12 protein-coding genes are annotated in these 26361 nt (G+C 69.8%); 11 read left to right on the forward strand and 1 reads right to left on the reverse strand.

Translation table 11 applies throughout. From position 1 onward, the window contains the following. Positions 1–232 precede the first annotated feature (232 nt). The 3 genes from VF746_18705 (at position 233) to VF746_18715 (ending at position 8336) form a co-directional block, all read left to right on the forward strand. Entirely contained in the window at positions 233–4150 is a 3918-nt protein-coding gene (locus VF746_18705) for a P-loop NTPase fold protein (protein ID HEX8694460.1), read from the forward strand. A 153-nt stretch (positions 4151–4303) separates the two neighbouring features. Beyond that, positions 4304–4615: a non-heme iron oxygenase ferredoxin subunit gene (locus tag VF746_18710; GenBank protein ID HEX8694461.1), complete on the forward strand. Its 312-nt coding sequence runs from the start codon at positions 4304–4306 to the stop codon at positions 4613–4615. A gap of 520 nt (positions 4616–5135) precedes the next feature. Further along, complete coding sequence (locus VF746_18715; GenBank protein ID HEX8694462.1) at positions 5136–8336, forward strand: alpha/beta fold hydrolase; 3201 nt, start codon at positions 5136–5138, stop codon at positions 8334–8336. 144 nt (positions 8337–8480) lie between these two features. Here VF746_18715 and VF746_18720 read toward each other — a convergent pair whose 3' ends face one another. Further along, on the reverse strand, positions 8481–10148 hold the full coding sequence (locus VF746_18720) for an FAD-dependent oxidoreductase (protein ID HEX8694463.1): 1668 nt from the start codon (positions 10146–10148) through the stop codon (positions 8481–8483). A gap of 472 nt (positions 10149–10620) precedes the next feature. On the opposite strand from VF746_18720, the gene VF746_18725 reads away from it, so the two are divergent. The 8 genes from VF746_18725 to VF746_18760 all read left to right on the forward strand — a co-directional run bounded on the left by VF746_18725 (position 10621) and on the right by VF746_18760 (position 25888). After that, a complete protein-coding gene (locus tag VF746_18725) occupies positions 10621–11403 on the forward strand; it encodes a DUF2272 domain-containing protein (protein ID HEX8694464.1) in 783 nt (260 codons plus the stop codon). Positions 11404–12284: 881 nt separating this feature from the next. Beyond that, complete coding sequence (locus VF746_18730) at positions 12285–15284, forward strand: SusC/RagA family TonB-linked outer membrane protein (GenBank protein ID HEX8694465.1); 3000 nt, start codon at positions 12285–12287, stop codon at positions 15282–15284. 80 nt (positions 15285–15364) lie between these two features. Continuing rightward, a complete protein-coding gene (locus VF746_18735) occupies positions 15365–17248 on the forward strand; it encodes a RagB/SusD family nutrient uptake outer membrane protein (protein ID HEX8694466.1) in 1884 nt (627 codons plus the stop codon). A gap of 160 nt (positions 17249–17408) precedes the next feature. Next, positions 17409–19472 (forward strand): glycoside hydrolase family 97 protein, encoded by a 2064-nt coding sequence (locus VF746_18740; GenBank protein ID HEX8694467.1) that lies wholly within the window; start codon positions 17409–17411, stop codon positions 19470–19472. Positions 19473–19723: 251 nt separating this feature from the next. Then, positions 19724–21064: an alpha-amylase family glycosyl hydrolase gene (locus VF746_18745; protein HEX8694468.1), complete on the forward strand. Its 1341-nt coding sequence runs from the start codon at positions 19724–19726 to the stop codon at positions 21062–21064. Between the two features lie 11 nt (positions 21065–21075). After that, positions 21076–23910: an alpha-amylase family glycosyl hydrolase gene (locus VF746_18750; protein ID HEX8694469.1), complete on the forward strand. Its 2835-nt coding sequence runs from the start codon at positions 21076–21078 to the stop codon at positions 23908–23910. A gap of 50 nt (positions 23911–23960) precedes the next feature. Then, on the forward strand, positions 23961–25394 hold the full coding sequence (locus VF746_18755) for an MFS transporter (protein ID HEX8694470.1): 1434 nt from the start codon (positions 23961–23963) through the stop codon (positions 25392–25394). Between the two features lie 50 nt (positions 25395–25444). Continuing rightward, positions 25445–25888 (forward strand): hypothetical protein, encoded by a 444-nt coding sequence (locus VF746_18760; protein ID HEX8694471.1) that lies wholly within the window; start codon positions 25445–25447, stop codon positions 25886–25888. The last annotated feature ends 473 nt before the right edge of the window (positions 25889–26361 follow it).

A 26361-nucleotide genomic window follows, 5' to 3' on the forward strand; every position in this document is an offset into this window, starting at 1 on the left:
CCGTTCGGGGCGGGGAATGGCGGATCGGCGTGCATCGCGAAGTTTGGCCTCGGCCGCCGCACCCGCAAGAGAAACCATCGACTGCCGCCCGTCGGCTCCGTCCGATCCCACTCCGCGTGGGATGCGACACCGTTGAGCGGAGCCCGCCGCCGCGGTTACATTGAACGGCGTGCCCGGAGCGCCGCGCGTCTCCCCTGCTCCGGTTCGTGGTCCCCTCCTCCCGCTCCTCCCGATGGACAATCCCGATTCCGTCCTCCTGAGCCGCATCACCGGCCTGCTGTACCCCCCGGGCTCGACCGCTCCGCTCGATGCCATGGCGTGCCTGGTGCACCCGCTCGTGGCGGTGGTGCCGCGCGTCGCGATGAATGAGAAGGGGCCGCCAGGCACCGACTTCCTGTTCCACTTCGTCGCCGCGGAGTCGGACTGGCACGTCCCTGCCACGTATGTTGCCTCGGACGCGTGGCTCGCCGCGTTTCTGCTCGCGACTGCGTCTCCCGAGCCACTCGCCATCCTCCTCGACCTGCTGTCTCAGCGTCCACCCCCGCCGGGGTCGACCATCAATCTGCTGGCGCGCGACGACTCGGCGGCGGGGCTGGTGCCGCTCTCCGCGCGGTATGACGGAGTCACGGCTCACGGATTGGAAGGATTGGACGGACGGTTGAGGTTGACGATCCAGGAGCCGTCCTCGAACGCGTATCTGCTCGGCGCGCCTCTCGTCTACGGCGGAAAACTGATCGGCATCGCCGATACGCTCGCGCAGTCTTCGGGATCGAAGGGGGAGCTGCTGTACGCCCTCCCGGCCGAGCTGATCCGGAAGAGCCACGCCGTGGCGGAAGCGGTCAGCCGGGTGGAGAGAACCCCGGTCGCGGGCTCGTCCGGAGGCTCGTACGAGGCGCCCGGCCGAGTGGAGGGTTCCGCGGTCCAGGGCGAGATGGAGACCGCGAACGTGGGCGAGGCGCCGGAAACCATCGCCGTCCGGCGCAAGGCGCCCGCAGCGGCGAAGAAGGCGCCGAAGAAGAAGCCCACCGCACGCTCTCGCGCCCGCGGCGAGGCCGCCACTCCGCGGATCGACCAGGCCGCGTTCCTCCGCCGGCTCTCGCAGGGCGCGCGGCACGTGCTGTCGCACGCGGACGGGATGCGCCAGGCGCAGGGGCTCGACGCGCTGCACGTGGAGCACCTGGTCGGGGGAATCGCCTCGATGGACGGGGGTGTCGCGCAGCGCATGCTGGGCGCGCTCGAGCTGAACCGCGACGGCCTGCGGGAGCTGCTGGGGAAGGCCGCGCGGCACGAGCAGCCTTTCCCCGCGCCCGGCGGCTACGCGCCCTCCGTCCTGTCGGACCTTCCACCGTCCTCGGCGCACGCGGGGTATGCGTTCGCGTCGGCGGTGGCGGCGGCCGACGCGGAGAAGTCGGAGCGGATCGACGTGCGGCACCTGCTGGCGGGCGCGCTCGGCGTGGAGATGTGCGGCGTCGTCGATGCGCTGCGCGAGCGCGGGCTCACGCCCGAGCACGTGGGCGCGCGCGTCCCCGCGCTGCGGCTCTTCCGCGAGCCCGTGGGCGGCACCCGCTACCACGCCGACGACCCCGAGGGCGAGGACGCGCTGGGGATCGAGCGCGAGGTGAAGGCCCTGGCCGCGGTGCTGGCCCGCAAGGACACGCCGCTCCCCCTGTCGCTGGGGCTGTTCGGCGACTGGGGGAGCGGCAAGAGCTTCTTCATGCACGCGCTGGAGGACGAGATCGCCGCGCTGGCGGACGAGGCGCGCGGCGACCCCGCCAGCCCCCACCACTCGGGCATCGTCCAGCTCTGGTTCAACGCCTGGCACTACATCGACACCAACCTGTGGGCCAGCCTGGCCGCGGCCATCTTCCAGGGACTGGCCGCCGAGCTGGACCGGGGCGAGGGCGACCGGCGGAAGCGCGAGGAGCTGAAGGGCCGCATCCTGGCGCAGACCACGCACCTGGAGCAGGTGCGCGCCGACGCGCAGGAGCGGCGGCGCCGCCTGGACCGCGACCTCCGCGACGAGCAGGCCCGGCTGGAGCGGCTGGAGGCCGAGGAGCGCACCGTCCAGCGCAGCCTCACGGCCGGCGAGCTGCTGCGGGCCTCCTGGCGCGCCGTGGCCACCCACCCCACGGTGGAGAGCGCCGTCAAGGAGGCCAGCGAGAAGCTCGGCATCCCCCAGGCGAAGCTGGCCGTGGCCGACGCGCGGGCGCAGGTGCTGGAGTGGGGGCGCGTCCGCCGGTCGGCGTGGGGGCTCGGTCAGGCGCTCGCCGAGCGGAGCCGCGGCCGCCGCGCTGCGATTCTGGCGGGCCTGGTGCTGGGGCTCGCCGGCCTGTTCCTGATCTTCGACCTGGAAGTGGTTCCGGAGGTCGGAAACTGGCTGGACCGCCTGCCCGGGATCGGCTCGCTGGCGGCGGGGATCGCCGCGCTGGCCGCGGGGCTTGCGACCGGGACGGCGGCGCTGGCGCCGGTGCTGAAGGCGGTGCGGCAGGCGGTCGGGGTGCTGGAGAAGGCGAAGGAGGAGAACCGGGCGCGGGTGGCGGCCGAGCGCGAGGAGCGGAAGAAGGCGCTGCTGGAGCACCAGGAGCGCATCAACCACGACAAGGCCGAGGCCGAGCAGCAGATCGACGCCGCCACGCGCGAGCTGCGGGAGCTGGAGCGGCAGCTGGCCGCGCTGCACCCCGAGCGCCGCATGCAGGACTTCGTCTCGGAGCGCCACGCCAGCACCGACTACACGCAGCACCTGGGCGTGATCGCCCGCGCCCGGCGCGACTTCGAGATGCTCACCGAGCGGCTGGACGAGGTGCTGGAGGAGGAGCGGAAGGCGGCGGAGGAAGCCGGGGAGCCGGCCGGGGCGCGCCGGGCCGCCATCAGCCGCATCGTGCTGTACATCGACGACCTGGACCGCTGCCCCGAAGACAAGGTGGTGGACGTGCTCCAGGCCGTGCACCTGCTGCTGGCCTTCAAGCTGTTCGTGGTGGTGGTGGGCGTGGACTCGCGCTGGCTGCTGCACTCGCTCAAGCAGCACTCGGCGGTGTTCCGCGGCCGCCGCGCCGGGGCGGACGGCGAGGAGGGCGACGAGCTCAGCGTGGACGAGCGGGTGCACTGGCAGTCCACCCCGCTCAACTACCTGGAGAAGATCTTCCAGGTCCCCTTCACCCTGCGCCCGATGGCCGAGACCGGCTTCCACGAGCTGATCGAGAGCCTGGCGAACCCGGAGCAGGTAGACGGCGACCGGCACAAGCGTGAGCTACGGGAGCGCCTCCGGGCGGCGTCCGCGGAGCTCCGGCGGGCAAGGGCCGACCCGCAGGCGGCCGCGGCCGCGCAGGCCCGCGAGCAGGCGACCCAACAGGCCGTCGAACGGGGCCTTGGGAAAATCGCTGTTCCCGGCGAGGCTCAGGAGCAGCAATCGGAGAACCTGTTAGACCGGCTGGACCGCATCCTACTGCAGGTGGAAGCCGAGCAACCGGCCGCCGCTACGCGCGAACCGGAGCGACAGCAGCGCGCAACCGAAGCGGCGCGGCTGGAGATCGGCGCGGCGGAGCGCGAGTTCATGAAGCGGACGTACCGGCTGATCCCCACGCCGCGGGCGGCCAAGCGCTTCCTGAACGTCTACCGCCTGGTGCGCGGGGGGCTCGACGCGGACCAGCTCGAGGCGCTCGTCGGCAGTCCCGAGGCGGGCGAGTACCGGGCCGTGCTGCTGCTCCTGGCCATGCTCACCGGCTACCCGGCCGAGGCCACGGTGGTGCTGCGCGACCTGGTGGAGACCGAGCCCGACGACACCTGGTGGCACTACCTGGAGCGGCTGGAGCAGCGCCGCCGCGAGGCCGCGGAGGCGAACGACGACGCGGCGGACCCGTTCGCGGGGCTGGAGGGCGTCGAGGAGAGTCGCTGGGCCGACATGCTGCGGAAGCTGGAGGCCGTGCGCCCGTACCTCCCCGCCGGCCAGTCGTGCGAAGACTTCGTGAAGTGGGCGCCGGAGATCGCGCGCTACTCCTTCTACTCGGGCCGCGTGCTCTTCGGCCGCGAGCCGGGCGACGCGTCTTCCCGCCCCTCCCGGCCGTCCGCGCCGCCCGGCTCCGCTCCCCCCGCCGAAGCCGCGGAGGCAGTGCAGGTAGCCGTGGGGCCGCCGCCCGCCGCCTCACCCGCGTGACGAGCCAGCCAGGCCCGCTCCCGCCACGTACGGAGCGGGCCTCGCCGTCGTACGGGGCTTTGCGCGCGCCGCCGGTGCCGCCTTGCGCCGCCGCGGACCGCCTCCGAACTTCCCCCGCACTTTCGCACTTCGCACTTTCGCACTTGCGGTCATATGCCCGAACACGAAGTCACGCGCGTCACCGCCGTCCCCGAGGGGGAGGCGCGGGGGTTCACGGTGGGCGGGGAGGAGATCGTCCTCTGCAACGTGGAAGGCGAGATCTACGCGCTGCACGGGATCTGCACGCACGAGGAGCTGCCGCTGGACGGCGGCGAGGTGGAGGACGGCGTGCTCACCTGCGAGTGGCACGGCGCCCAGTACGACGTCCGCACCGGCGAGGTCTGCGCCCTACCCGCCACACGCCCGATCAAGACCTTCGAGACGCGCGTCGACGACGAGGGCCGCGTCTTCGTTACGATCGGCTGAGATCGGAAAAACGGTCTCACGCAGAGACGCGGAGGCGCAGAGGCGAACTGTGAGGGCACCTCGGTAGATCTGGATCACACGGAGTCAACGGAGTCAACAGAGAACGGCAAGAGGTTCTCCGTTAACTCCGTTGACTCCGTGTGAGGCATCATCAGATCACTCGCGCAGCACCCGGTGGACGAAGGCGACGGCGATGGAGCCCTCGCCGACCGCCGAGGCCACGCGCTTGATGTTGCCTCCCCGCACGTCGCCGACCGCGAACACGCCGGGGAGGCTCGTCTCCAGGAGGTACGGAGCCCGGGCGAGCGGCCACTCCGCCTCGGCCAGGTCGTCGGGCGTCAGGTCGGGCCCGTCTTGATGAAGCCACTGGCGTCGAGCGCCTGCTCGGTAGCTTCGTACTGCTCAGATGTCGATTCTACGCCCAAGACTTGACTTGAACTGTAAGTAAGACTACCCTGCGCAATCTGTGCGAACTCTCCTTCCTCTTCATTTTTCCCCTTCTCACGCTGGAGCCCGCCTGATGCGCCGATATGGCCTGGTCGCGACATTCCTTCTCACCTCATTTCTCCTCTCCTGTCGCGACAACCAGCTCCTGCACCCAAACGCGATTTCCACATCGATCTCAATCCAACCTGATAGTGTCATCGTGGTCCGAGGTGCCGACGTGCAGTTGCAGGTCACCCTGACCGACCGTCAGGGTCGTGCAATGCCCAACGCCGCCATCAACTGGCGCTCGGCCGACACCACTGTCGCGACGGTCAGCCCTCTGGGGGTCCTGCGCGGGGTAGCGTTTGGTAGAACCCGCGTCACCGCATCTGTAGGTACGCTACGGACGGAAATTCCTGTAATCGTCCTCTATCCGGCTCGAGACTCGGCTCTCGTGACCGCGACCGATTCTGCATCGGTCGCGGTAGGGAACGGCACCATCGTAACCGTAGCAGCCGGGGCGTTCCCGACCGGTACCCTGCTGACACTCGAGCAGGAGGCCACCGCTCCCGATACATCTGACGGTCCGCCGCTCGGGCCGACGTTCCGTCTTCGCGTCTCGATCCCGTCAACCGCGTCGGCCTCGCTCCGCGCCGAGAGGCGTCCGAACCTGTCCACGATCGCTAACGCATTCCAGATTTCTACCATCCTGAATACCACGGCCAAGCTTTCTACGGACGTGGTGTCGCTTGTCATTCGTCCAGCGGCGGACGTCACGACGAAGACCATACTCAATGCCGTGGACGTGGCTGAGAAAACGGGAGAGTTTGTGAATGCTCGGTTTGCAGTACCATTTTCGAGCATCATCGAAGGTGCGACAGGAGTCGTTTACGATCTCGAGTTTTCCCCTGTTCATGCGACCGCGAATTGTGACTCCCAGCCATCAACCTGGGCATTTTACAATGTGCTGGGTTCGAGCACAGTTCCTAATACCGATAAGATCCCGCTTGTGCTTATCCACGGATTCCAAGTGGACAAACGCTCGTGCCAGGCCGTTCAGAACTTTCACCCCGAGGAGGATACCTGGGCGCCGTTCATCCAGGCGTTCAAAACGAGCGACCTTGCGAATCGGTACGAACTCTGGGTGTATCGGTATCCGACCTTTTACTCGATCGAGAACTCGGCCGCGAGATTATCGACATTCATCAACAGCAAGTTACCCAACCGGGAGACTGTGCTCATTGGACATAGTATGGGCGGACTGGTTGGCGCCTATTACGTCGGCGTGACGCAGAGTAATCGCGTCCATCAATTGATTACGCTGGCAACACCGTTCCGTGGAAGTCCGGCGGCAGTACGGAACTTGACGAGTTTTCCATCGTTTGATGCTATGCAAGAATGCATGGGCACTCAGTACCTGCTCGGAGCAATTAGTGCATTTGATATAGTCGCGGGAAATTTCTTCATTGGCACAGAAGGCGGTCGTGAATTGAATCCGAACTCAGCCTTCTACACGGAGCAACTGGACCGTGTGAGTGCGCGATTTACACCGAAGCTCTGGTCGCTTCACGGAACCACCTCTTGGAGCAATGTATTGAGTGGATCTGGCGATGCACTCCTTATGTTTTTCGGATGCTACATTCTTGAAAAAACCGGTGAGGAGAACGATGGCCTGGTCACGATCAGCAGCGCTGAGCACTACGGACCGGCCGCCCTCCCGAACTGGGAGAGACACGACCACTACCAGATGGCCGGCGCAAGCGATGTAATCGACAGCGTGCTCCGGCATCTCTCGCTTCTCTCCAGGGAAGTTCCAGCAAAGCCGAAGAGTCTTTCGGTTGCCGCCGGCGACAACCAGATTGCCCGCCCCGGCCAGCAGCTTCCCATCCCAATCGCCGTGCAGGTCTCGGATGTTGCGGGGGTGCCTGTTCCGGGGGTCACGGTACAGTTCCAGGTGACTTCGGGTGGCGGCTCGCTCGCGGCGAGTGCCGCTGGGGTGACCGATACATCCGGCATCGCCTGGGCCACGTGGACGCTGGGCCTAACTCCGGGGCCACAGACTGCAACGGCATCTGTGGCCGGCCTTCTCGGCTCCCCCGTGACGTTCAATGCGACGGCCAGCGAGGTCGTCACGCCCACCATTCGTGCCCAGGTAAGCGCCGGGAATGACCATGCCTGTGCGATTACCAGCGCGGGACAGGCATACTGCTGGGGTAGCAACGTGATCGGCAGCCTCGGCAATGACAACGCAACGGATGGCTCGACGCCGAGCAGGGTTTCGGGCAATTATACCTTCGCGTCGATTTCTGCCGGCGGGGATGGCGCCGGCTCGGGGCAGTACGAACATTCGTGTGGAGTGACGACCGGCGGTACCGGACTGTGCTGGGGCAGTTCCACCTGGGGCGAGCTTGGCACCACGGTCTCCACCTGCGGATTCCAGAAGCAAGGTGCCTGCGTTCCCGTTCCCGTGGAAGGGAATCTCGAATTCAGCGCGATCGCCGCCGGGAACCTGCACACCTGCGGCTTAACTCGTGATGGTGCGGCGTACTGCTGGGGCTACGGCGGATTCGGTGCGCTGGGCACGGGGAGCACGGTTTTCACTGCGTTCACTCCACAGGCAGTCGTCGGGGGACTCACGTTCAAGTCGATCGATGCAGCCCGACACTGGACGTGTGCCCTGACACCTGCCGGTGCGGCCTACTGCTGGGGTGGCACGGGTGGGGGGCTGGGGAGCCTGACCCCGGGACAGGGTTGCAACGGTACCTGCGTTCCTCAGCCAACGCTGGTCGCGGGCGGACACACGTTCAAGGCAATCACCGTCGGCGGAAGCTTCTCCTGCGGAGTCACTACGGATGGAGACGCTTACTGCTGGGGAGGAAATACCTGGGGTCAGCTCGGTGACGGAACCACGACCGATTCCCCGCTCCCCGTCCGGGTGACCGGCGGACTGAAGTTCACCGCGATCGACGCCGGGGCCGAGCACGTCTGCGCAATCACTGCCGCGGGCGCTGCTTACTGCTGGGGCGCGGGACTCGCCGGCAACCTGGGCAATGGCGGTATGGTGGAGAGCCACGTTCCGGTTCCGGTCAGTGGTGGTTTCAGGTTCGTCCAGATCAGCGCGGGGACGGGTTTCACGTGCGGCACAACCACGGACGCCAAGATCTACTGTTGGGGGTGGGACAGTTCCGGCAAGCTCGGCAATGGAAGCGCGGGTTCCAGCACGATCCCCGTATTCGTCCTGGATGGGAGTGTCGGCGCTAACGCTCGAGCATCGAGGCGAGCGACCGGACGCTAAGGCTCCACCGAGCTGCGACCGGGAGTATCCACGTAGTGTGGACGCCCCCGGTTGCCGTTGATAGATCGGTGCGCGATAAGGCCGACTTTCCGAGATTGGCACGCAAGTCATTTCGGGGGAGCGCCGTCCTCATTCCTCTTCCGGTCACTCGCGCAGCACCCGGTGGACGAAGGCGACGGCGATGGAGCCCTCGCCGACCGCCGAGGCCACGCGCTTGATGTTGCCTCCCCGCACGTCGCCGACCGCGAAGACGCCGGGGAGGCTCGTCTCCAGGAGGTACGGGGCCCGGGCGAGCGGCCACTCCGCCTCGGCCAGGTCGTCGGGCGTCAGGTCGGGCCCCGTCTTGATGAACCCGTTCGCGTCGAGCGCCAGGCAGCCGTCCAGCCACTGCGTGCCGGGGACGGCGCCGGTCATCACGAACACGTGCCGGATGTCGCGCGTCTCGACGCTGCCGCTCCGCCCGTCGCGCCAGCGGACGCGCTCCAGCTGGTCGCCGCCCTCCAGCGCCTCGATCTCCGACCGCGTCCGCAGCTCGATGACGGGGCTCTGCTCGATGCGGCGGATCAGGTAGCGCGACATGCTCTCCGCCAGGCCGCCCGAGCGGACCAGCATGTGCACGCGCCGGGCGGTCTGCGCCAGGAAGACGGCGGCCTGGCCGGCCGAGTTGCCGCCGCCCACCACCACCACCTCCTCGCCCCGGCAGAGCTGCGCCTCGATGAAGGTGGCGCCGTAGTACACCCCCGCGCCCTCGAAGCGCGCCAGGTTCTCGATCTCCGGCCGGCGGTACTCCGCGCCCGTGGCGATGATCACCGTGCGCGCCGGCACCCGCCCGCCGTCGTCGGTCACGATGGCGTACGGCATCCGCTCGCACGAGAGCTGGCGGGCGGTATTGGCGATCGCCACGCGCGCCCCGAACTTCTCCGCCTGCGCGTACGCGCGGCCCGCCAGCTCCTGCCCCGAGATCCCCGTGGGGAAGCCCAGGTAGTTCTCGATCCGGGAGCTGGAGCCCGCCTGCCCGCCCGGCGAGCTGGACTCCAGCACCAGCACGTCGAGGCCCTCCGACGCGCCGTACACCGCCGCCGCCAGCCCCGCCGGCCCCGCGCCCACGATCACCAGGTCGCGCACCTGCGTGGGGTCGATGGCGTCGTTGAAGCCCAGGCAGTCGGCGATCTCGCGGTTGCTGGGGTTGCGCAGCACCACCTGGCCGCGGCAGATCAGCACCGGCACGTCCGCCACGCTGACGCCGAAGCGGTCCAGCAGCTCCTGCACGTCGGCGTCGCGCTCCAGGTCGATGTACGTGTGCGGGTGGCCGTTGCGCGTGAGGAACTCCTTCACCCGCAGCGTGCCCCGCGAATGGCTCGACCCCACCAGCACCACGTCGCCGAAGCCGTGCGCGAACAGCTCCACCCGGCGCAGGATGAAGGCGCGCATCAGGATCTCGCCCAGCTCGCCGTCGGTCTGCACCAGCGCCAGCAGGCAGTCGTGGTCCAGCTCCACCACCTCGCCCGGCTCGCTCACCCGCGCCCGGGCCAGCGCGCGGCGCCCCGAGAGCATGTTGGCCTCGCCGGTGAAGCTCCCCGGCCCGTGGGTGACGATGAGCTCCCCCGAAGGCCGCAGGATCTCCACCCGGCCGGCCGTCACCACGAACAGCGGGATCGCCGGGTCCCCCACGTCGAAGAGGACGTCTCCAGGCTCGACCGCCCGCACCCGCCCGTGCGCCGCGATGCGCGCGATCTGCTCGGGCGTGAGCGTGGGGAACATGCGCTCCATCTGCACCCCGGGCGTCACGACGGACAGGGACGTTTCGACCATGGCGATCCTCGCTCGGAAGGCGTCCGGGAGCGCGCGTCGGGCGGCCGCGCTCCACCTCGGCCGTAGCTTAGGCGCCTCGCCGGCTCGCGGGAAGCCCGTCGTGCGGCCCCACGCCGGCAGACGCCGCCGCGGATCCGGACGATCGGTGGGTGTGCGCCGTCGTGCCGAGCCTGAGGCCCGGGGCATACGGAACCGGCCTCCGCACGAACGGCGGCAGGGCTGGAGGATCTTCTCGCCTCGCCGGGCGCGGCGGCGTCGTGGAGCCGTCCACGCCCGTCCCTGGACATTGCGTCGACTGAAGAAGATGCTTGTGCGGGCGGGAGCCTGCGCTCATGTATTGCCTGTCCGCGCAGGTCCGTCCTGGGCGGACGAAGGTGGAGCTCGCCGAACGGGCGCCGCGCCGATCCGGTCGAATTCAGCGGCCGCTTCGACTGCGGCCGATTCTCATCTCCTCCACGGGAGGGCCCTCCCCATGACCCACACCGTCAAATCGGGCGAGACCCTGTCGAAGATCGCCAGGGCCCACGGGATCACCCTGAAGCAGCTGCTCGAGGCCAACCCCCAGTTCAAGGAGGATCCCGACATCGTGCATCCGGGCGACGTCCTGATCATCCCCGGCGGGGAGCCCGAAGGAGAGCCGGCGTCGCCCGGCCAGCCGGCGCCGGCATCCTCGGTCCCCTCGGCGTTCGCGGCGAAGCTGGCCACGATCGCGCAGGGGCTGCACGACAGGTTCCACGAGATGAACGAGGCCGACCCGGCGCTCTGCTCGCAGATCAAGAAGTGGACGGTGGACATCGGCGGCGCGTTCGTGAGCTGCACCCACAAGGACCACCCGTGGTCCGCCGTCTTCGTCTCGTGGTGCGTCATGTCGGCTGGGGCGACGTCGTCCGAGTTCAGGTTCTCGAAGCGGCACTCGGTCTTCGTGAACAAGGCGATCCGCGACGCCGACAACGGGAGGGGGCTCTTCCACGGCCTGGAGATCACCGCCCACGCCCCCAGGGTGGGAGACATCATCCAGAGCAACCGTCAGAACAACACGTTCAGCTTCGACCACGCGAGGAAGAACTCGCAATACAACTCGCATTCGGCCATCGTCGTCGAGACCGGGCAGGACGAGCTGGGCCGTTTCGCGCGCGTGATCGGCGGCAACGAGAGCGACTCGGTCCGCAGCACGAAGGTGCGCCTGACTCCCCAGGGCTTCATCAAGCAGCGCGGCAGGAATCCCTTCATCTGCGTGATCAAGACCCTGAAGTAGGACGAGGAACCTGGGATTGTGAAACGCTGTCATCCTGAGGGCGCACACGCCGAGGCCGTGTCTACACGAGAGCCTGTGCGCCCGAAGGATCTGCGGGCGGGGACTCGCGCGTCAGCCGTTCGAACGCTCGGACCCGACCCGCAGATCCTTCGTCGCCGCCAGGCATCCAACCATTCCGACGGCTCCGCGTGGCGGCTCCTCAGGATGACAACCTGGGGGATTCGCCACCGGCTGCCGATCCCGCGGCAGCTATTCAACAGTTTCCCCCACGGCGAAGTCGGGCAGGTCCGGACACCGCCCCCACGCCCCGCGCCGCTACCGATGAACTGCTGGGCTCACACAGAGGACACAGAGGTCACGGAGGAACGGCAGAAATGCCCGAAGCTCTCCGTGTCCTCTGTGTCCTCTGTGTGAGATCCTGGCGGAACTCGCAGGTCCCGCGCAGGAAGCCGGGCGCAAGGAGCCGGGCCCTCGCCGGGCCCGGCTTCTCCTTTTTCAACGGCCCCGTGACAGAGGAGCCGCGGCGGAAGAAAAACGTTGTTGACACGGACAGTTCCGCAGATTACGATACGCTCCGTTCCAGCCGGATAGACCCCCGACCCCTGTACTCCCCGTCCGCACTTCGAGATCGGCCTACCCCCGTCTGCGTCGCGCGGAATTTGTCGGATCTATTAACAAATAGGCTCGCGCCTCCCTGAAAGCCCGCCCCTCCGGGGAGCGGGACGACCGGGAGTCTGTCGCGCAGAATTTGTTGGAAGTCTTGACAAACCGGAGGGCGGGGCGTCCGCGACCTCCCTCCGGCTCCGGCGCACCGGCCGGCCGCACGCTGTTTCCGCAGCCTCACGGGGGCTGCCCGATCCACCTTCCTTCGGAGGGCGAACATGAGGAGGACAGTCGTCATGAGCCTGGCGGCCGCGCTGATCGCGGCCGGTCCGCTCCACGCGCAGACGGGGCAGGTCAGCGGCACCGTCACCTCGGCGGAAGGGGCGCGCCCCCTCTCCGGGGCCACGGTGAGCGTGGTGGGGACCGCGCTGCGCACCGTCACGGGGCCCGACGGCCGCTACACCCTCTCCGGGGTGCGCGCCGGGCAGCAGCGGGTGAGCGCCGCCCTGATCGGCCACGCGCCCGCCACGCTCGCCGTCACCGTGGCGGCGGGGCAGACGGCCACGCTGGACTTCACGCTCTCCACGGCCGCCGTGGCGCTGGAGGGCGTGGTGGCGATCGGCTACGGCGAGCGGCGGGTGAGGGACGTCACCGGCGCCGTGCAGGCCGTGGGCGAGGAGGAGTTCAACACCGGCCGGGTGGTCTCCCCCGAGCAGCTCATCCAGGGGAAGGTGGCCGGCGTGCAGGTGGTGGACGACGCCGCCCCGGGCGGCGGGGTGAACATCCGCATCCGCGGCGGCACCTCGGTGAACGCCAGCAACGAGCCGCTCTTCGTGGTCGACGGCGTGCCGCTGCAGCCGGGCGGAGGGCTCTCCGCGGGGCGCAACCCGCTCAACTTCATCAACCCCGAAGACATCGCGCGGATGACCGTGCTGAAGGACGCCTCGTCCACGGCCATCTACGGCTCGCGCGGCGCCAACGGGGTGATCATCATCGAGACCAAGACGGGCTCCTCGCGGGGGCCGCGCTTCGAGTACGGCAGCTCGGTCTCCACCTCCACGGCCACCCGGGGACCCGACATGCTGAGCGCGGCGGAGTTCCGCGCCGCCGTGGCCGAGCACGCGTCCTCGCGGGTGCAGTTCCTGGGGAGCGCCAGCACCGACTGGCGCGACGCGATCGAGCAGGACGCCACGGGCCAGGAGCACTCCCTCGCCGTCTCCGGAGCGGGGGAGGACCTGAACTACCGCCTGTCGCTGAACTACCTGGACCAGAGCGGCGTGGTGCGGGGCTCCGCCACCGAGCGCATCTCGGCGGCGCTCAGCTACAACCAGCGGCTCTTCGACGACCGGCTGAGCATCCGGGCGTCCCTGCGCGGCGCCCGCACCGACGACGTGTTCACGCCCGTGGCGGTGCTGGGCAGCGCCACCATCTTCGACCCCACGCAGCCGATCCGCACCGAGGGCGGCGCCTTCTTCGAGAACACCCAGTTCCGCCTGGGCCCCAACAACCCGCTGGCCGAGCTGGCCTTCGCGGTGGACGAGGGGCGCACCTACCGCAGCGTGGGGAGCCTGGAGGGGCGCTACCGGATGCCGTTCCTGGAGGCGCTGTCCACCACCGTGCGGCTCGGCTACGACGTGGCCGAGAGCGAGCGGCGGGGCTTCCAGCCCAGCACCCTGCAGGCGCAGGTGGAGAGCGACCACCCCGGCTTCATGAGCCGCTCCACCCCGTCGGACGTGAGCGGGCTGATCGACGCCTTCGCGAACTACGCCTCGCGGCTGGACGCGCTGAACGGCGACATCGACGCCACGGCCGGCTACTCGTACCAGTCCACCCGCCGCGACCGCCCCTACTTCGAGGCGAGCGGGCTGCAGTCCGACCTGCTGGGCCCCAACGGGCTCCCCCGGGCCGACGAGGTGAGGCCCACCCTCACCGCGAGCGAGTCGAAGCTGGCCTCGTTCTTCGGGCGCGTGAACTACACGCTGGCCGACCGCTACCTGCTCACGGTCTCCGTGCGCCGCGACGGCTCGTCGCGCTTCGCGCCGGGCCGGCAGTGGGGCACCTTCCCGGCGGTGGCGCTGGGGTGGCGCGTGAACGAGGAGCCCTGGTTCGAGAACCTCGGCTGGCTCTCGGAGCTCAAGCTCCGGGCGTCGTGGGGCGTCAACGGCAACCAGGAGATCGGCGACTACCTCTGGATCTCGTCGTACGAGTTCGGCGACGAGCGCGCGCAGGTGCAGTTCGGCAACCAGTTCGTCCCCACCATCCGGCCCACGGCCGTGGACCCCGAGATCCGGTGGGAGGAGACCACCTCGTACAACCTGGGCTTCGACTACGGCCTCTTCGACAACCGGGTCACCGGGAGCGTGGAGTACTACTTCAAGGACACCGACGACCTGCTCTTCCGCATCCCGGTGGCGGCCGGCACCAACGTGCGCAACTTCGTCACCACCAACGTGGGCGAGGTGCACAACCGCGGGCTGGAGCTCTCCGTGAACGCGCGGGTGCTGGAAGACGCGTTCGGGGGCCTCAGCTGGGACGCCAGCCTGAACGCCTCCACCAACCGCAACCGGCTGGTCGAGGTCAACCGCGAGGCGACCGGCGGCAGCGAGCGCGTCCTGGTGGGCGGCATCTCGGGCGGCGTGGGGAGCACCATCCAGGTGCTGGAGCCCGGCAGCCCGGTGAACGCGTTCTTCGTCTTCGAGCACCGCCGCGACGGCAGCGGCCGGCCGGTGTACGCCGACACCGACGGCGACGGCGACATCGACAACCAGGACCTGTACGTCGACCAGAACGGCGACGGCCGCATCACCGAGGAGGACCGCCGCGCGTTCCACAGCCCGCAGGCCCAGTGGATCCTGGGGCACACCTCGCAGTTCCGCTACGGCAACTTCGACCTGGGGATGACGCTGCGCGCGTACCTGGGCAACTACGTGTACAACAACACGGCTTCCGCCCAGGGCTTCTACAACAACCTGAACGCCGCCGGCGGGCTGATGAACCTGCACCGCTCGGTGCTGGAGACCGGGTTCGTCACCGAGCAGTACTTCTCGGACGTGTACGTGGAAGACGCGTCGTTCCTGCGCATGGACAACCTGACGCTGGGCTACACCCTCCCCAACTTCCGCGGGGTCCGGCAGCTCAGGCTCTTCGGGACCGTCCAGAACGTGTTCACCCTGACCGGCTACAGCGGCGTCGACCCGACGTCGGGGCTGAACGGGATCGACAACAACCTGTACCCCCGCTCCCGCACCTTCACCGCGGGCGTGAACGTCGGATTCTGAGGCGCGAGGGCGAAGGCGCCGCCGCGAGCCCGCGGCGCTCCCTGGCGTTCCTTGCCGAAAACCGAGAGGACGAACGAGCGATGAATACGACGACGCGCCGGATGCTGCTCCTGGCCACGCTCCTGGCGGGCGGGGCGGCGTGCACCGACATCACCACCGTGCCGATCAGCACGGTGCCGGGGACGGAAGTCTTCAACGACCCGAGCGCCGCCCGCTCCTTCCTGGCGAAGCTCTACGGCGGGCTGGCGCTCACCGGCCAGCAGGGGCCGGCGGGCAACCCCGACATCGAGGGGATCGACGAGGGGTTCAGCAACTACCTCCGCCAGTACTGGCAGCTCGAGGAGCTCCCCACCGACGAGGCGATCATCGCCTGGGGCGACCCGACCCTGCCGGAGCTGAACACGCAGCAGTGGGGGCCGGCCAACCTGTTCGTGCAGGCCATGTACTACCGCGTGTTCTACCAGGTGGTGCTGGCCAACGAGTTCCTGCGCGAGACCACCGACGAGAAGCTGGCCGCGCGCAACACGAGCGCCTCCCTGCGCACCGAGATCCAGCGCTACCGCGCCGAAGCGCGCTTCCTGCGCGCGCTCTCCTACTGGCACGGCATCGACCTGTTCGGCAACATCCCGCTGGTGACCGAGGCGAACCCCGTCAACTCGCCGCCCCCCGAGCAGGCCACCCGGTCGCAGATCTTCGACTTCGTGGTGGCCGAGCTGAACGCCGCCCTGCCGCAGCTCGCCGCGCCCAGGGCGGGCGAGTACGGCCGGGCGGACCAGGGCGCCGCGCGGATGCTGCTGGCCAAGCTGTACCTGAACTCGGCGGTGTACACCGGCACCGCCCGCTACGCCGAGGCGCGCGCCCAGGCGGAGGCGGTCATCAACTCGGGCGCGTACCAGCTCGACAACCGGTACCAGGAGCTCTTCCTGGCGGACAACCACACCTCGCCGGAGATCATCTTCGCGGTCCCCTTCGACGGGGAGCGCACGCGCACCTTCGGCGGGATCACCTACCTGGCCCACGCGGCCGTGGGCGGCAGCATGGACGCCGCGCAGCACGGGCTGAACGGGGGGTGGTGGGGGCTCAGGATCCGGCCCGAACTGTACAACCTGTACGGCTCCGGCGACACGCGGGGCGGGATCTTCTACACCAGCGGCCAGACGGTCAACATCACCAGCGTCGGCAACTTCAACGAGGGGGTGCTGGCGCCCAAGTACCGCAACGTGACCTCGACGGGGCAGCCGGGCTCGAACACGGAGTTCCCGGACACCGACTTCCCCATGTTCCGCCTGGCGGACGCCTACCTGATGTACGCCGAGGCGGTGCTGCGCGGCGGCGGCGGGACGCGGGCGCTGGCGCTGGAGTACGTGAACCGCGTGCGCGCGCGCCTACGGCAACACGAGCGGCAACATCACCGACGCCCAGCTCACGCTGGACTTCATCCTGGCCGAGCGCGCGCGCGAGCTGTTCTGGGAGGCGCACCGCCGCACCGACCTGGTGCGCTACGGGCGCTTCACCGGGGGCTCGTACATCTGGACGTTCAAGGGCGGGGTGCCGGCCGGCCGGGCGACGCCCGCGCACCTGGACCTGTACCCGATCCCGGCGTCGGAGCTCTCGGCCAACCCGAACCTGGACCAGAACCCGGGCTACTGAGGCTTGGCTCCGACAGGAGGAGTTCACCGTGTGCAGCTCCGCCGCCGCTGCGGCGGGGCTGCACACCGTTCTGGAGACGTTGGACCAAGGCCATGCTCCGTCGAGCCTCCCGCCATCGCCTTCTCGCGGAGTGGCCGGGGCTTCGTCGGATCAGCGTGCGACCGGTCCCGAAAGATGTCATTCCGAGCGGCGCCGCATCGCCGAAGCCGCTGCCGCACCGAAGCCGGGCGGCGCCCGAGGAATCTACTCACCCCGCCGGGTGGCTGGTTCTCCGCACGGGCCCTGCCTCGAACAGCCTGGCTATCGAGGGATGAAGCGAGCCGGCATCCGTGTCGCTGCCGCGCCCGACCCACGTGGCAAGGTGGGTAGATCCTTCGGCCCTGCCGTCACTCGGGCGGATGCTGGTTCCGTGTGGCCGGGCCTCAGGATGACAGCAAAGACCAACCGATCTTCGCGAACACCAACCGATTCGGTATGAGGCTGATCGACATGTATGGAAGGCCGCGGGGGCTGGCTCGCTTCCTGGCGATCGGAGCGGCGCTGGCCTCCTTCGCCGCCCCCGCGGCCGCGCAGGACACGGTGCGCGTGGCCTCGCCCGACGGGCGCAACGTGGTGGTGGTGGGCACGCACGAGGGCGGGCTGTACTACGCCGTGCGCCGCGACGGGCGGGAGGTGCTCCTGCCGTCGCGGCTCGGCTTCGCGTTCCGCGCCGACTCGCTCTACGGGGGCTTGCGCATCACGGGGACGGCGCGCCGCTCGGCCGACGAGACGTGGACTCAAGCCTGGGGCGAGCAGGCGCGCGTGCGCGACCACCACAACGAGCTGCGCGTGCAGGTGGCGGAAGGGCGGGCGCCCGGCCGCCGCTTCGCCGTGGTGTTCCGCGCCTTCGACGACGGCGTGGGCTTCCGCTACGAGCTCTCCGACAGCGCGGGCTTCGGCGACTTCGAGATGATGGAGGAGCTCACCGAGTTCGCCTTCGCCGACAACCCCCGCGCCTGGTGGATCCCCTCGAACCGGCCCGAGCCCGACCGGCAGGAGATCCTCTACTCGTCGGGACCGCTCTCCCGGCTGGACTCCGTGCACACGCCGCTCACCCTGCAGACCAGCGGCGGGCTCCAGGTGGTGATCCACGAGGCCGACCTGGTGGACTACGCGGGGATGTACCTGGCGCGCACCGGCAACCGCACGCTGCGCTCGACGCTGGCGCGCTGGGCCGACGGGGTGGCGGTGCGCGGCCGCGCGCCGTTCGTGACGCCGTGGCGCACGGTCCAGCTGGCCGATCGCCCGGAAGACCTGGCGCCCTCGCTACTCACCCTCAAGCTCAACCCGCCCAGCCGCATCGCCGACACCCGCTGGATCCGGCCGATGAAGTACAACGGCATCTGGTGGAGCATGCACATCAACCTGGAGACGTGGGGCTCGGGGCCGAAGCACGGGGCCACCACGGCCAACACGAAGCGCTACCTGGACTTCGCGGCGGCCAACGGGCTGGGCGGCACGCTGGTGGAGGGGTGGAACAAGGGGTGGGAGGTCGACTGGTTCAACACCGGGAAGGCCAGCTTCTCCTTCACCGAGGCCTACCCCGACTTCGACCTCGCCGAAGTGGCAGCCTACGCGCGGCAGAAGGGGCTCACGCTGATCGGCCACCACGAGACGGCCACGGTGATCGGCAACTACGAGCGCCAGCTGGACTCGGCGATGGCGCTCTACCAGCGCGTGGGCGTGCGCGCGGTGAAGACCGGGTACGTGGGCGACAGGACCGAGCACGGCCACGCGCACCAGTCGCAGTTCATGGTGCGCCACCACCGCCGGGTGATCGAGACGGCGGCGCGGTACGGGATCATGGTGAACGTGCACGAGCCGATCAAGGACACCGGCGAGCGGCGCACCTGGCCCAACATCCTCTCGCGCGAGGGGTCGCGCGGGCAGGAGTACAACGCGTGGGGAGGCGACGGCGGCAACCCGCCCGAGCACGAGACGATCCTCTTCTTCACCCGCATGCTGGCGGGGCCGATGGACTTCACGCCGGGGATCTTCGACCTGCTGATCCGGCGGCCCACCGGCACGCCGCGCCGGCCCGAGGAGGCTCGCCCGCGCACCACGCTCGCCAAGCAGCTGGCGCTCTACGTGGTCCTCTACTCGCCTTTGCAGATGGCGGCGGACCTGCCGGAGAACTACGAGGGGCAGCCCGCCTTCCAGTTCATCCGCGACGTGGCGGTGGACTGGGACACCACCATCGTGCTGGACGGGAGGATCGGCGACCACGTGGTCGTCGCGCGCAAGCAGCGCGGGGCGGACCAGTGGTTCGTGGGCGCCATCACCGACGAGGAGGCGCGCACCTTCGAGGTGCCGCTCTCGTTCCTGCCGTCGGGGCGTCGGTACGTGGCCGAGGTCTACGCCGACGGCCCCGGCGCGCACTGGCGCGACAACCCGCTCCCCGTCGCCATCTCGCGGCGGGACGTGGACGCGAGCACCCGGCTGCGCATCGAGATGGCCCCCGGCGGCGGCCAGGCGATCCGCATCCGCCCGGCGCAGTAAGGATTGAACTGCCGGCCTCACACAGAGGACACAGAGGGCACAGAGGAACGGCGAAACACGATCGAAGTTCTCTGTGTCCTCCGTGTCCTCTGTGTGAGACCCCTCAAAGCTTGCACATGCGCAGGAAGTTGAATCGGAAAGGGTGTGATCTGATGTCCATCGGCAGGAAAACGGCTCTACGTCTCGCGGCGGCGTCCATAGCCCTCACCGCCTGTCGGGCCGCTCCAAGGTCCGAGCTGGCGAGCACGGGCGTGGCGGCGGCCCCCTCGACGGCGGCCGCGGGTGCGCTGCCGAGCGCGGACACCTCGTTCTACCCGGCGTGGTCGCGCAGCGCGGCGATCTACGAGGTGAACGTGCGGCAGTACACGCCCGAGGGCACGTTCGCGGCGCTGGAGCGGCACCTGCCGCGGCTCGACAGCCTGGGCGTGGACATCCTCTGGCTGATGCCCGTGCAGCCGATCGGGGTGAAGAACCGCAAGGGGAGCCTGGGCAGCTACTACTCGATCCGCGACTACACGGCCGTCAACCCCGAATTCGGCATCGAGGCCGACTTCAGGCGCTTCGTCGACGCGGCGCACCGGCAGGGGATGCGGGTGATCCTGGACTGGGTGGCCAACCACACCGCGCACGACCACCCCTGGATCGCCGAGCACGCCGACTGGCACGACCGCGCCCCCGACGGCCGCGTGCTGAACGCGCGCGACAACGAGGGGCGCGAGACCGACTGGACCGACGTCGCCGAGCTCAACTACGGGAGCGCCGGCATGCGCCGGGCGATGATCGGCGAGATGCGCTGGTGGGTGGACTCGATGGGGATCGACGGCTTCCGCGCCGACGTGGCCGGCGGGGTGCCGATGGACTTCTGGATGGAGGCGCACCGCGCGCTCACCGCCGTCCGCCCCGACCTCTTCCTGCTGGCCGAGGCCGAGGACCCGCGCATGCACGCCGCCTTCCACGCCACTTACGGGTGGGAGCTGCACCACCTGCTGAACGAGATCGCGCAGGGGAAGAAGGCGACCGCCGAGCTGGACCGCTACTTCGCGGAGCAGGACCGCCGCTACGGCCGCGGCGCCTACCGCATGTACTTCACCAGCAACCACGACGAGAACAGCTGGCAGGGCACCGAGTTCGAGCGCATGGGCGCCAACCACGCCGCCGCGTTCGTGCTGAGCGCCACCGCCCGGAGCTCGTTCCCGCTCCTCTACACCGGCCAGGAAGTGAGCCTGAGCAAGCGGCTGCGCTTCTTCGAGAAGGACACGGTGGACTGGAGCGGCCCCTCGCTCGCCGGCTTCTACCGCGCCATGTTCGAGCTCAAGGAGCGCAGCCCGGCCCTGTGGAACGGCCCCTGGGGCGGTGAGCAGACGGCGCTGCGCACCGACGGCGGCGACCGCGTCTACGCCTTCACCCGCACGAAGGGGGCGAACACCGTGCTGGTGGCCGTCAACTTCGGCGACGCCCCGGCCCGCGTCTCGTACCAGGGGCTCGGGCAGCCGGGGACGTACACCGACTGGTTCGCGAAGAGGCCGGCGGCCCTCGCGGCGGCGGGGAGGCTGGAGATCCCCGCGCACGGCTGGCGCGTGCTGGTGCGGTGAGTCGGCCCGGGATGCGCCGCGCGCTGCTCGCCGGGGCGGGAGCGCTGTCGCTCGCCGCGGGCACATCGCTCGACGCGGGCGCGCAGCTCACCGTCCGCCTGAGCGCGCCGAGCACGCCGGCGGGTGCCACCGTCTACATCGCCGGCACGTTCAACCGCTGGAACCCGGCCGATGCCGCCTACCGCCTCACGCGGCAGGGGCCGGGGCGGTACACCATCGTCCTCCCCGGGTCGGTCCGCGGGCCGGTCGAGTTCAAGTTCACCCTGGGCTCGTGGGACACGGTCGAGGTGGACTCCGCCGGCGCCGACGTCCCCAACCGGGGCTTCACCGTCCCCGCGACGGGGGCCGCCACCTACACCGGCACCGTGGCGCGCTGGCGGGACGGGAGCCCGCGGCCGCGGCCGGCGTCGACCCGCGGGCCGGGCGTGTCGGTGCTGGACACGGCGTTCGCGATGCCGCAGCTGGGGCGCACGCGCCGGGTGTGGATCTACCTCCCGCCCGACTACGCCGCGTCGGACCGGACCTACCCCGTGCTCTACATGCACGACGGGCAGAACGTGTTCGACGCCGCCACCAGCTTCGCGGGCGAGTGGGGGGTGGACGAAACGCTCGACAGCCTGCACGCGCTGGGCGACCCGGGCGCCATCGTCGTCGCCGTCGACAACGGGGAGCAGCGCCGGCTGGACGAGTACTCGCCGTGGACCAACCCGCGCCACGGCGGCGGCGAGGGCGACGAGTACGTCGACTTCCTGGCGAAGACGCTCAAGCCGTACGTCGACCGGCGCTTCCGCACCCGCCCGGACCGGCTGAGCACGGGCGTCGCCGGCTCCAGCATGGGCGGGCTGATCTCGCTCTACGCCGCGCTCAAGTACCCGGAGGTGTTCGGCCGCGCGGGCGTCTTCTCCCCGGCGCTCTGGTTCGCGGCCGACTCCGTCTTCGCCTTCGCCCGCCGCGCCCGGCCGCGGCTGCCCGGCCAGCGCTTCTACTTCGTCACCGGCGCGCGCGAGGGGGAGACCCCGGAGGTGTACGTGCGCGACCAGCGCCGGATGATCGAGACCCTCGTGGCGGCGGGCTTCGCCGCCGGCGCCGAGGTCAGCTCCGTCGTCCGCGCCGACGGGACGCACTCCGAGTGGTTCTGGCGGCGGGAGTTCCCGGCCGCCTACCAGTGGCTGTTCGCCGGCACCGATTCCAGCGAAAGGACGTCCATGCGCCGCACCGCCCTCGCCACGGCCTGCACCGCGCTCGCCGCCTGCGCCACCCCCGCCGCCGCGCAGCCGGGCGCCGCCGCGCCTCCGGAGTGGACCCGCGGCGCCACCTGCTACGAGATCTTCGTCCGCTCGTTCTACGACAGCGACGGCGACGGCGTGGGCGACCTGAACGGGCTGATCCAGAAGCTCGACTACATCAACGACGGCGACCCGGCCACGCAGCGCGACCTGGGCGCCCGCTGCGTGTGGCTGATGCCGGTGGCCGCCTCGCCCAGCTACCACGGCTACGACGTCACCAACTACTACCGGGTGAACCCGGAGTACGGGAGCAACGACGACTTCAAGCGGCTGGTGGCCGAGGCGCACCGGCGCGGCATCCGCGTGCTGGTGGACATGGTGCTGAACCACTCCTCCAGCGAGCACCCCTTCTTCAAGCACGCGTCGATGTACCCGGGCTCGCCCTACCGCGACTGGTACCTGTGGTCGCCGCAGCACCCGGGGGTGCGGAACCCCTGGGGAAGCGACAACTGGCACAAGTCGCCGGTGCGCGACGAGTACTACTTCGGGCTGTTCTGGAGCGGGATGCCGGACCTGAACGTCGAGAACCCCGCCGTCGTGGCCGAGATGAAGCGGGTCGCCACCTTCTGGCTGACGGAGATGGGGGTCGACGGCTTCCGGCTGGACGCCATCAAGCACCTGGTGGAGGCGGGGAGGGGCGCCCAGGTGGAGCACCAGCCCGGCACGCACGTCTTCCTGCGCGACTACGCCGCCCACGTGCGCGGCGTGAAGCCCGACGCCTACACCGTGGGCGAGGTGTGGGACAGCATCGGCGCCATCCTCCCGTACTACCCCGACCAGCTCACCTCGCACTTCATGTTCGAGCTGTCGGACGCCATCTTCACCGCCGTCAACAACGGCTCGGCGGCCAGGCTCCTCCCCGGGTTCCTGCGGCTGCAGGACACGCTCCCCGCGTACCGCTACTCACCGTTCCTGCGCAACCACGACCAGCAGCGGACGATGACGGGGCTCGGCGGCGATCTGGGGAAGGCGAGGCTCGCGGCGACGCTCCTGCTCACCCTTCCCGGCCTGCCGTTCCTCTACTACGGCGAGGAGATCGGGATGAGCGGCGACAAGCCCGACCCGCGGCTGCGCACCCCGATGCACTGGAGCCGCGGCCCGGCGGCGGGCTTCACCCGCGGCGTGCCGTGGGAGCCGCTGCAGCCGGACTCGCTGACCGCCAACGTGGAGGCCCAGGAGGGCGACCCGGGCTCGCTGCTCAACCTGCACCGCCGCCTGGTGCACCTGCGCGCCTCCCACCCCGCGCTGGCGACCGGCCGCCTGGTGCCGCTCGCCACGGGGAACGACGCGGTGGCGGCGTACCTGCGGCGCGACGGCAGCCGCGCGGTGCTGGTGGTGGCCAACCTGGGCGCGGCGCCGGCCACGGGCGTGGCCCTTTCCTCGTCCGCCGGCGCGCTCCCCGCGGGGCGGCGCTACACGCTCGCCGACCTGCTGGGCGGCCCGGCCGTCACGCCGCTCACGGTGGGCGCCGACGGGCGGGTGCAGGGCTACGTCCCCGTGCCGACGCTCGGGCCCCGGGAGGTCCGCGTCCTGGACCTCGCCCCCGCCGCCACGCGCTGAGCACGGCCGTCTCTTCGACGTTCACCCCGACCCTGGCGCCCGAGGCCCTCGTGACCAGAAGACCGCACCTGAACTTCGCGCAGATGTTCAACATGAGCTTCGGCTTCCTCGGCATCCAGTTCGGCTGGGGGCTGCAGCTCGCCAACATGTCGGCCATCTACGAGCGGCTGGGCGCCAGGCCCGACGAGGTGCCGCTCCTCTGGCTGGCGGCGCCGGTGACGGGACTCCTGGTGCAGCCGATCGTGGGCGCGCTCTCCGACCGCACCTGGGGGCGGCTGGGGCGGCGCCGGCCGTACTTCCTCACCGGCGCCATCCTGGCCTCCGTGGCGCTCTTCTTCATGCCCACCTCCAGCGCGCTGTGGATGGCGGCCAGCCTGCTGTGGATCCTGGACGCCTCCATCAACATCTCCATGGAGCCGTTCCGCGCCTTCGTGGCCGACAAGCTGGACGCCAGCCAGCGCACCGCCGGGTTCGTGATGCAGTCGTTCTTCATCGGCGTGGGCGCCAGCCTGGCCAACGCGCTCCCCTTCCTGTTCCGCGCGATGGGGGTCACGGGGAACACGGCGAGCGGCATCCCGCTGACCGTGAAGTACTCGTTCCAGGTGGGCGCGGCGGTCTTCCTCCTCTGCGTGCTGTGGACGGTGTTCACCACCACCGAGTTCCCCCCCGAGGACCCGGCCGCCTTCGACCGGGCCCGGCGCGGGCGGAGCGGGCTCGGGGCCCTGTTCGGCGAGATCGGCTCGGCGATCCGCGACATGCCGCGGACGATGAAGCAGCTGGCGGTGGTGCAGTTCTTCACCTGGCTGGGCCTGTTCTGCATGTGGATGTTCTTCGTCCCCACGGTGGCGCGGCACGTGTTCGGCGCCACCGACCCGGACTCGGAGCTGTACGCCCGGGGGATCGAGTGGGGCGGGCTGACCTTCGCGTTCTACTCCATCACCTGCTTCCTGGTGGCCTTCGCGCTGCCGAAGCTGGCGGCCGCCACCTCTCGCAAGACCACGCACGCCGCCGCCCTGGTCTGCGGCGCGCTGGGGCTGCTGAGCGTGTACGTGATCCACGACCGCTGGCTCCTGCTGGCGACCATGGTGGGGGTCGGGATCGCGTGGGCGTCGATCCTGTCGATGCCGTACGCCATCCTCTCCACGGCGCTGCCGCCGGAGCGGATGGGCGTCTACATGGGCGTGTTCAACTTCTTCATCGTGATCCCCGAGATCGTCGCCTCGCTCACCTTCGGCCGGCTGATCCGCCTGGCGTTCGGCGAGGACAACCCCGACGCCTCGCTCTACATGGTGCTGCTGGGCGGCGTTTCGCTCCTGGTGGCCGCCGCCTGCGTGACGATGGTGCGGGACGTGGGGGAGAGGGACGTGCCGGAGGAGGTGGTGATCGAGGCCGACGAGCACGAGCCGTACTCGGTGCAGGGCTCCGCGCAGCCGGTCCCCAGCACCGGCCTGGTGGACGAGGGGCCGCGGGACGGCCGGCGGTGAGCCGCGAGGGGCGGTTGCCTGATCGGCGGACTTCCATGGCGTCTCTCGCCATGGATCGTCTGCCCGCGGCGCTGGCCTTCGCGGCGTGTCTCGCCGCCGGCGGGGTGTCGGCGCAGGAACGGGACACCTCGTACGTCGCCCGGATCGATCCGGCCGTCGAAGAGGTTGTCTCCGGTGGCGCCTGGAAGGCCGGCCAGGCCTCGGGCACCTACCGCCTGGTGGTGATCACGGAGGGGTGGGAAGCGATCCGCTACCGCCTCTTCCTCCAGTGGCTCGAAGTGCCGCAGGAGCCCGGGCCGATCACGATCCGGAAAACGGTGGAGCTCACGCCGCTCGCCGGCATGTTCTCCCTCACCGGGCCGGAGCTTTCGCTGCGGGGCGGCCGGTGGTACGTCACCGCATACGGCGCCGACCGGCCGCTCGCCGCCTCCTCGCGCCGCGTCAGGTTCGAGCTCGGTCCGCCGGGGACGGTGCGGCGCGTCCGGGCTCCGTGAAGCGTCCGGCAGACGAATTTTTCTCACGCAGAGTCAGCGGAGTCAGCAGAGAACCCTCCGCTGGCTCTGCTGACTCTACGTGATGTGATGCCTGTTTCCACGGGAGACGTCATCCTGAGTCTCACACCAGCCTTCGGCAGACCCTGGAAGATGAAACGGAAGGGCTGCGTAAGTGCTGGACGGAGGAAGTTTTTATTCAGGGAGCGTCCTCGCGAGACTTTCCTCCACACCAGAGGTCGGACGCGACCGAAGGATCTACCAACCCGCACGCGTGGCCAGTTGCGCGCCACGGTCCACCAGGCAGGGCGAGTAGATTCTTCGGTCGCCGCCGACCGTCTTCGCGTTCGCGGGGTTCGGCGCGGCGGCTCCCTCAGAATGACATTCGCTTGTTCTCCCGGTTTGGCCAGAAGCGAAAGCCTTGACCGGGCGCCGTCCGGCGGCGCATCGTGAACGAAGCGGGGGAGCGTGCGGGA

Origin of the sequence: Longimicrobium sp. (assembly GCA_036389795.1) — a bacterium.
Classification (GTDB): domain Bacteria; phylum Gemmatimonadota; class Gemmatimonadetes; order Longimicrobiales; family Longimicrobiaceae; genus Longimicrobium.

Excerpts from the sequence above, each read along its gene's own strand:
- VF746_18705 (HEX8694460.1), top strand. The coding sequence starts at position 233 with ATGGACAATCCCGATTCCGTCCTCCTGAGCCGCATCACCGGCCTGCTG.
- VF746_18710 (HEX8694461.1), top strand. The coding sequence starts at position 4,304 with ATGCCCGAACACGAAGTCACGCGCGTCACCGCCGTCCCCGAGGGGGAG.
- VF746_18715 (HEX8694462.1), top strand. The coding sequence starts at position 5,136 with ATGCGCCGATATGGCCTGGTCGCGACATTCCTTCTCACCTCATTTCTC.
- VF746_18720 (HEX8694463.1), bottom strand. The coding sequence starts at position 10,148 with ATGGTCGAAACGTCCCTGTCCGTCGTGACGCCCGGGGTGCAGATGGAG.
- VF746_18725 (HEX8694464.1), top strand. The coding sequence starts at position 10,621 with ATGACCCACACCGTCAAATCGGGCGAGACCCTGTCGAAGATCGCCAGG.
- VF746_18730 (HEX8694465.1), top strand. The coding sequence starts at position 12,285 with ATGAGGAGGACAGTCGTCATGAGCCTGGCGGCCGCGCTGATCGCGGCC.
- VF746_18735 (HEX8694466.1), top strand. The coding sequence starts at position 15,365 with ATGAATACGACGACGCGCCGGATGCTGCTCCTGGCCACGCTCCTGGCG.
- VF746_18740 (HEX8694467.1), top strand. The coding sequence starts at position 17,409 with ATGAGGCTGATCGACATGTATGGAAGGCCGCGGGGGCTGGCTCGCTTC.
- VF746_18750 (HEX8694469.1), top strand. The coding sequence starts at position 21,076 with ATGCGCCGCGCGCTGCTCGCCGGGGCGGGAGCGCTGTCGCTCGCCGCG.
- VF746_18760 (HEX8694471.1), top strand. The coding sequence starts at position 25,445 with ATGGATCGTCTGCCCGCGGCGCTGGCCTTCGCGGCGTGTCTCGCCGCC.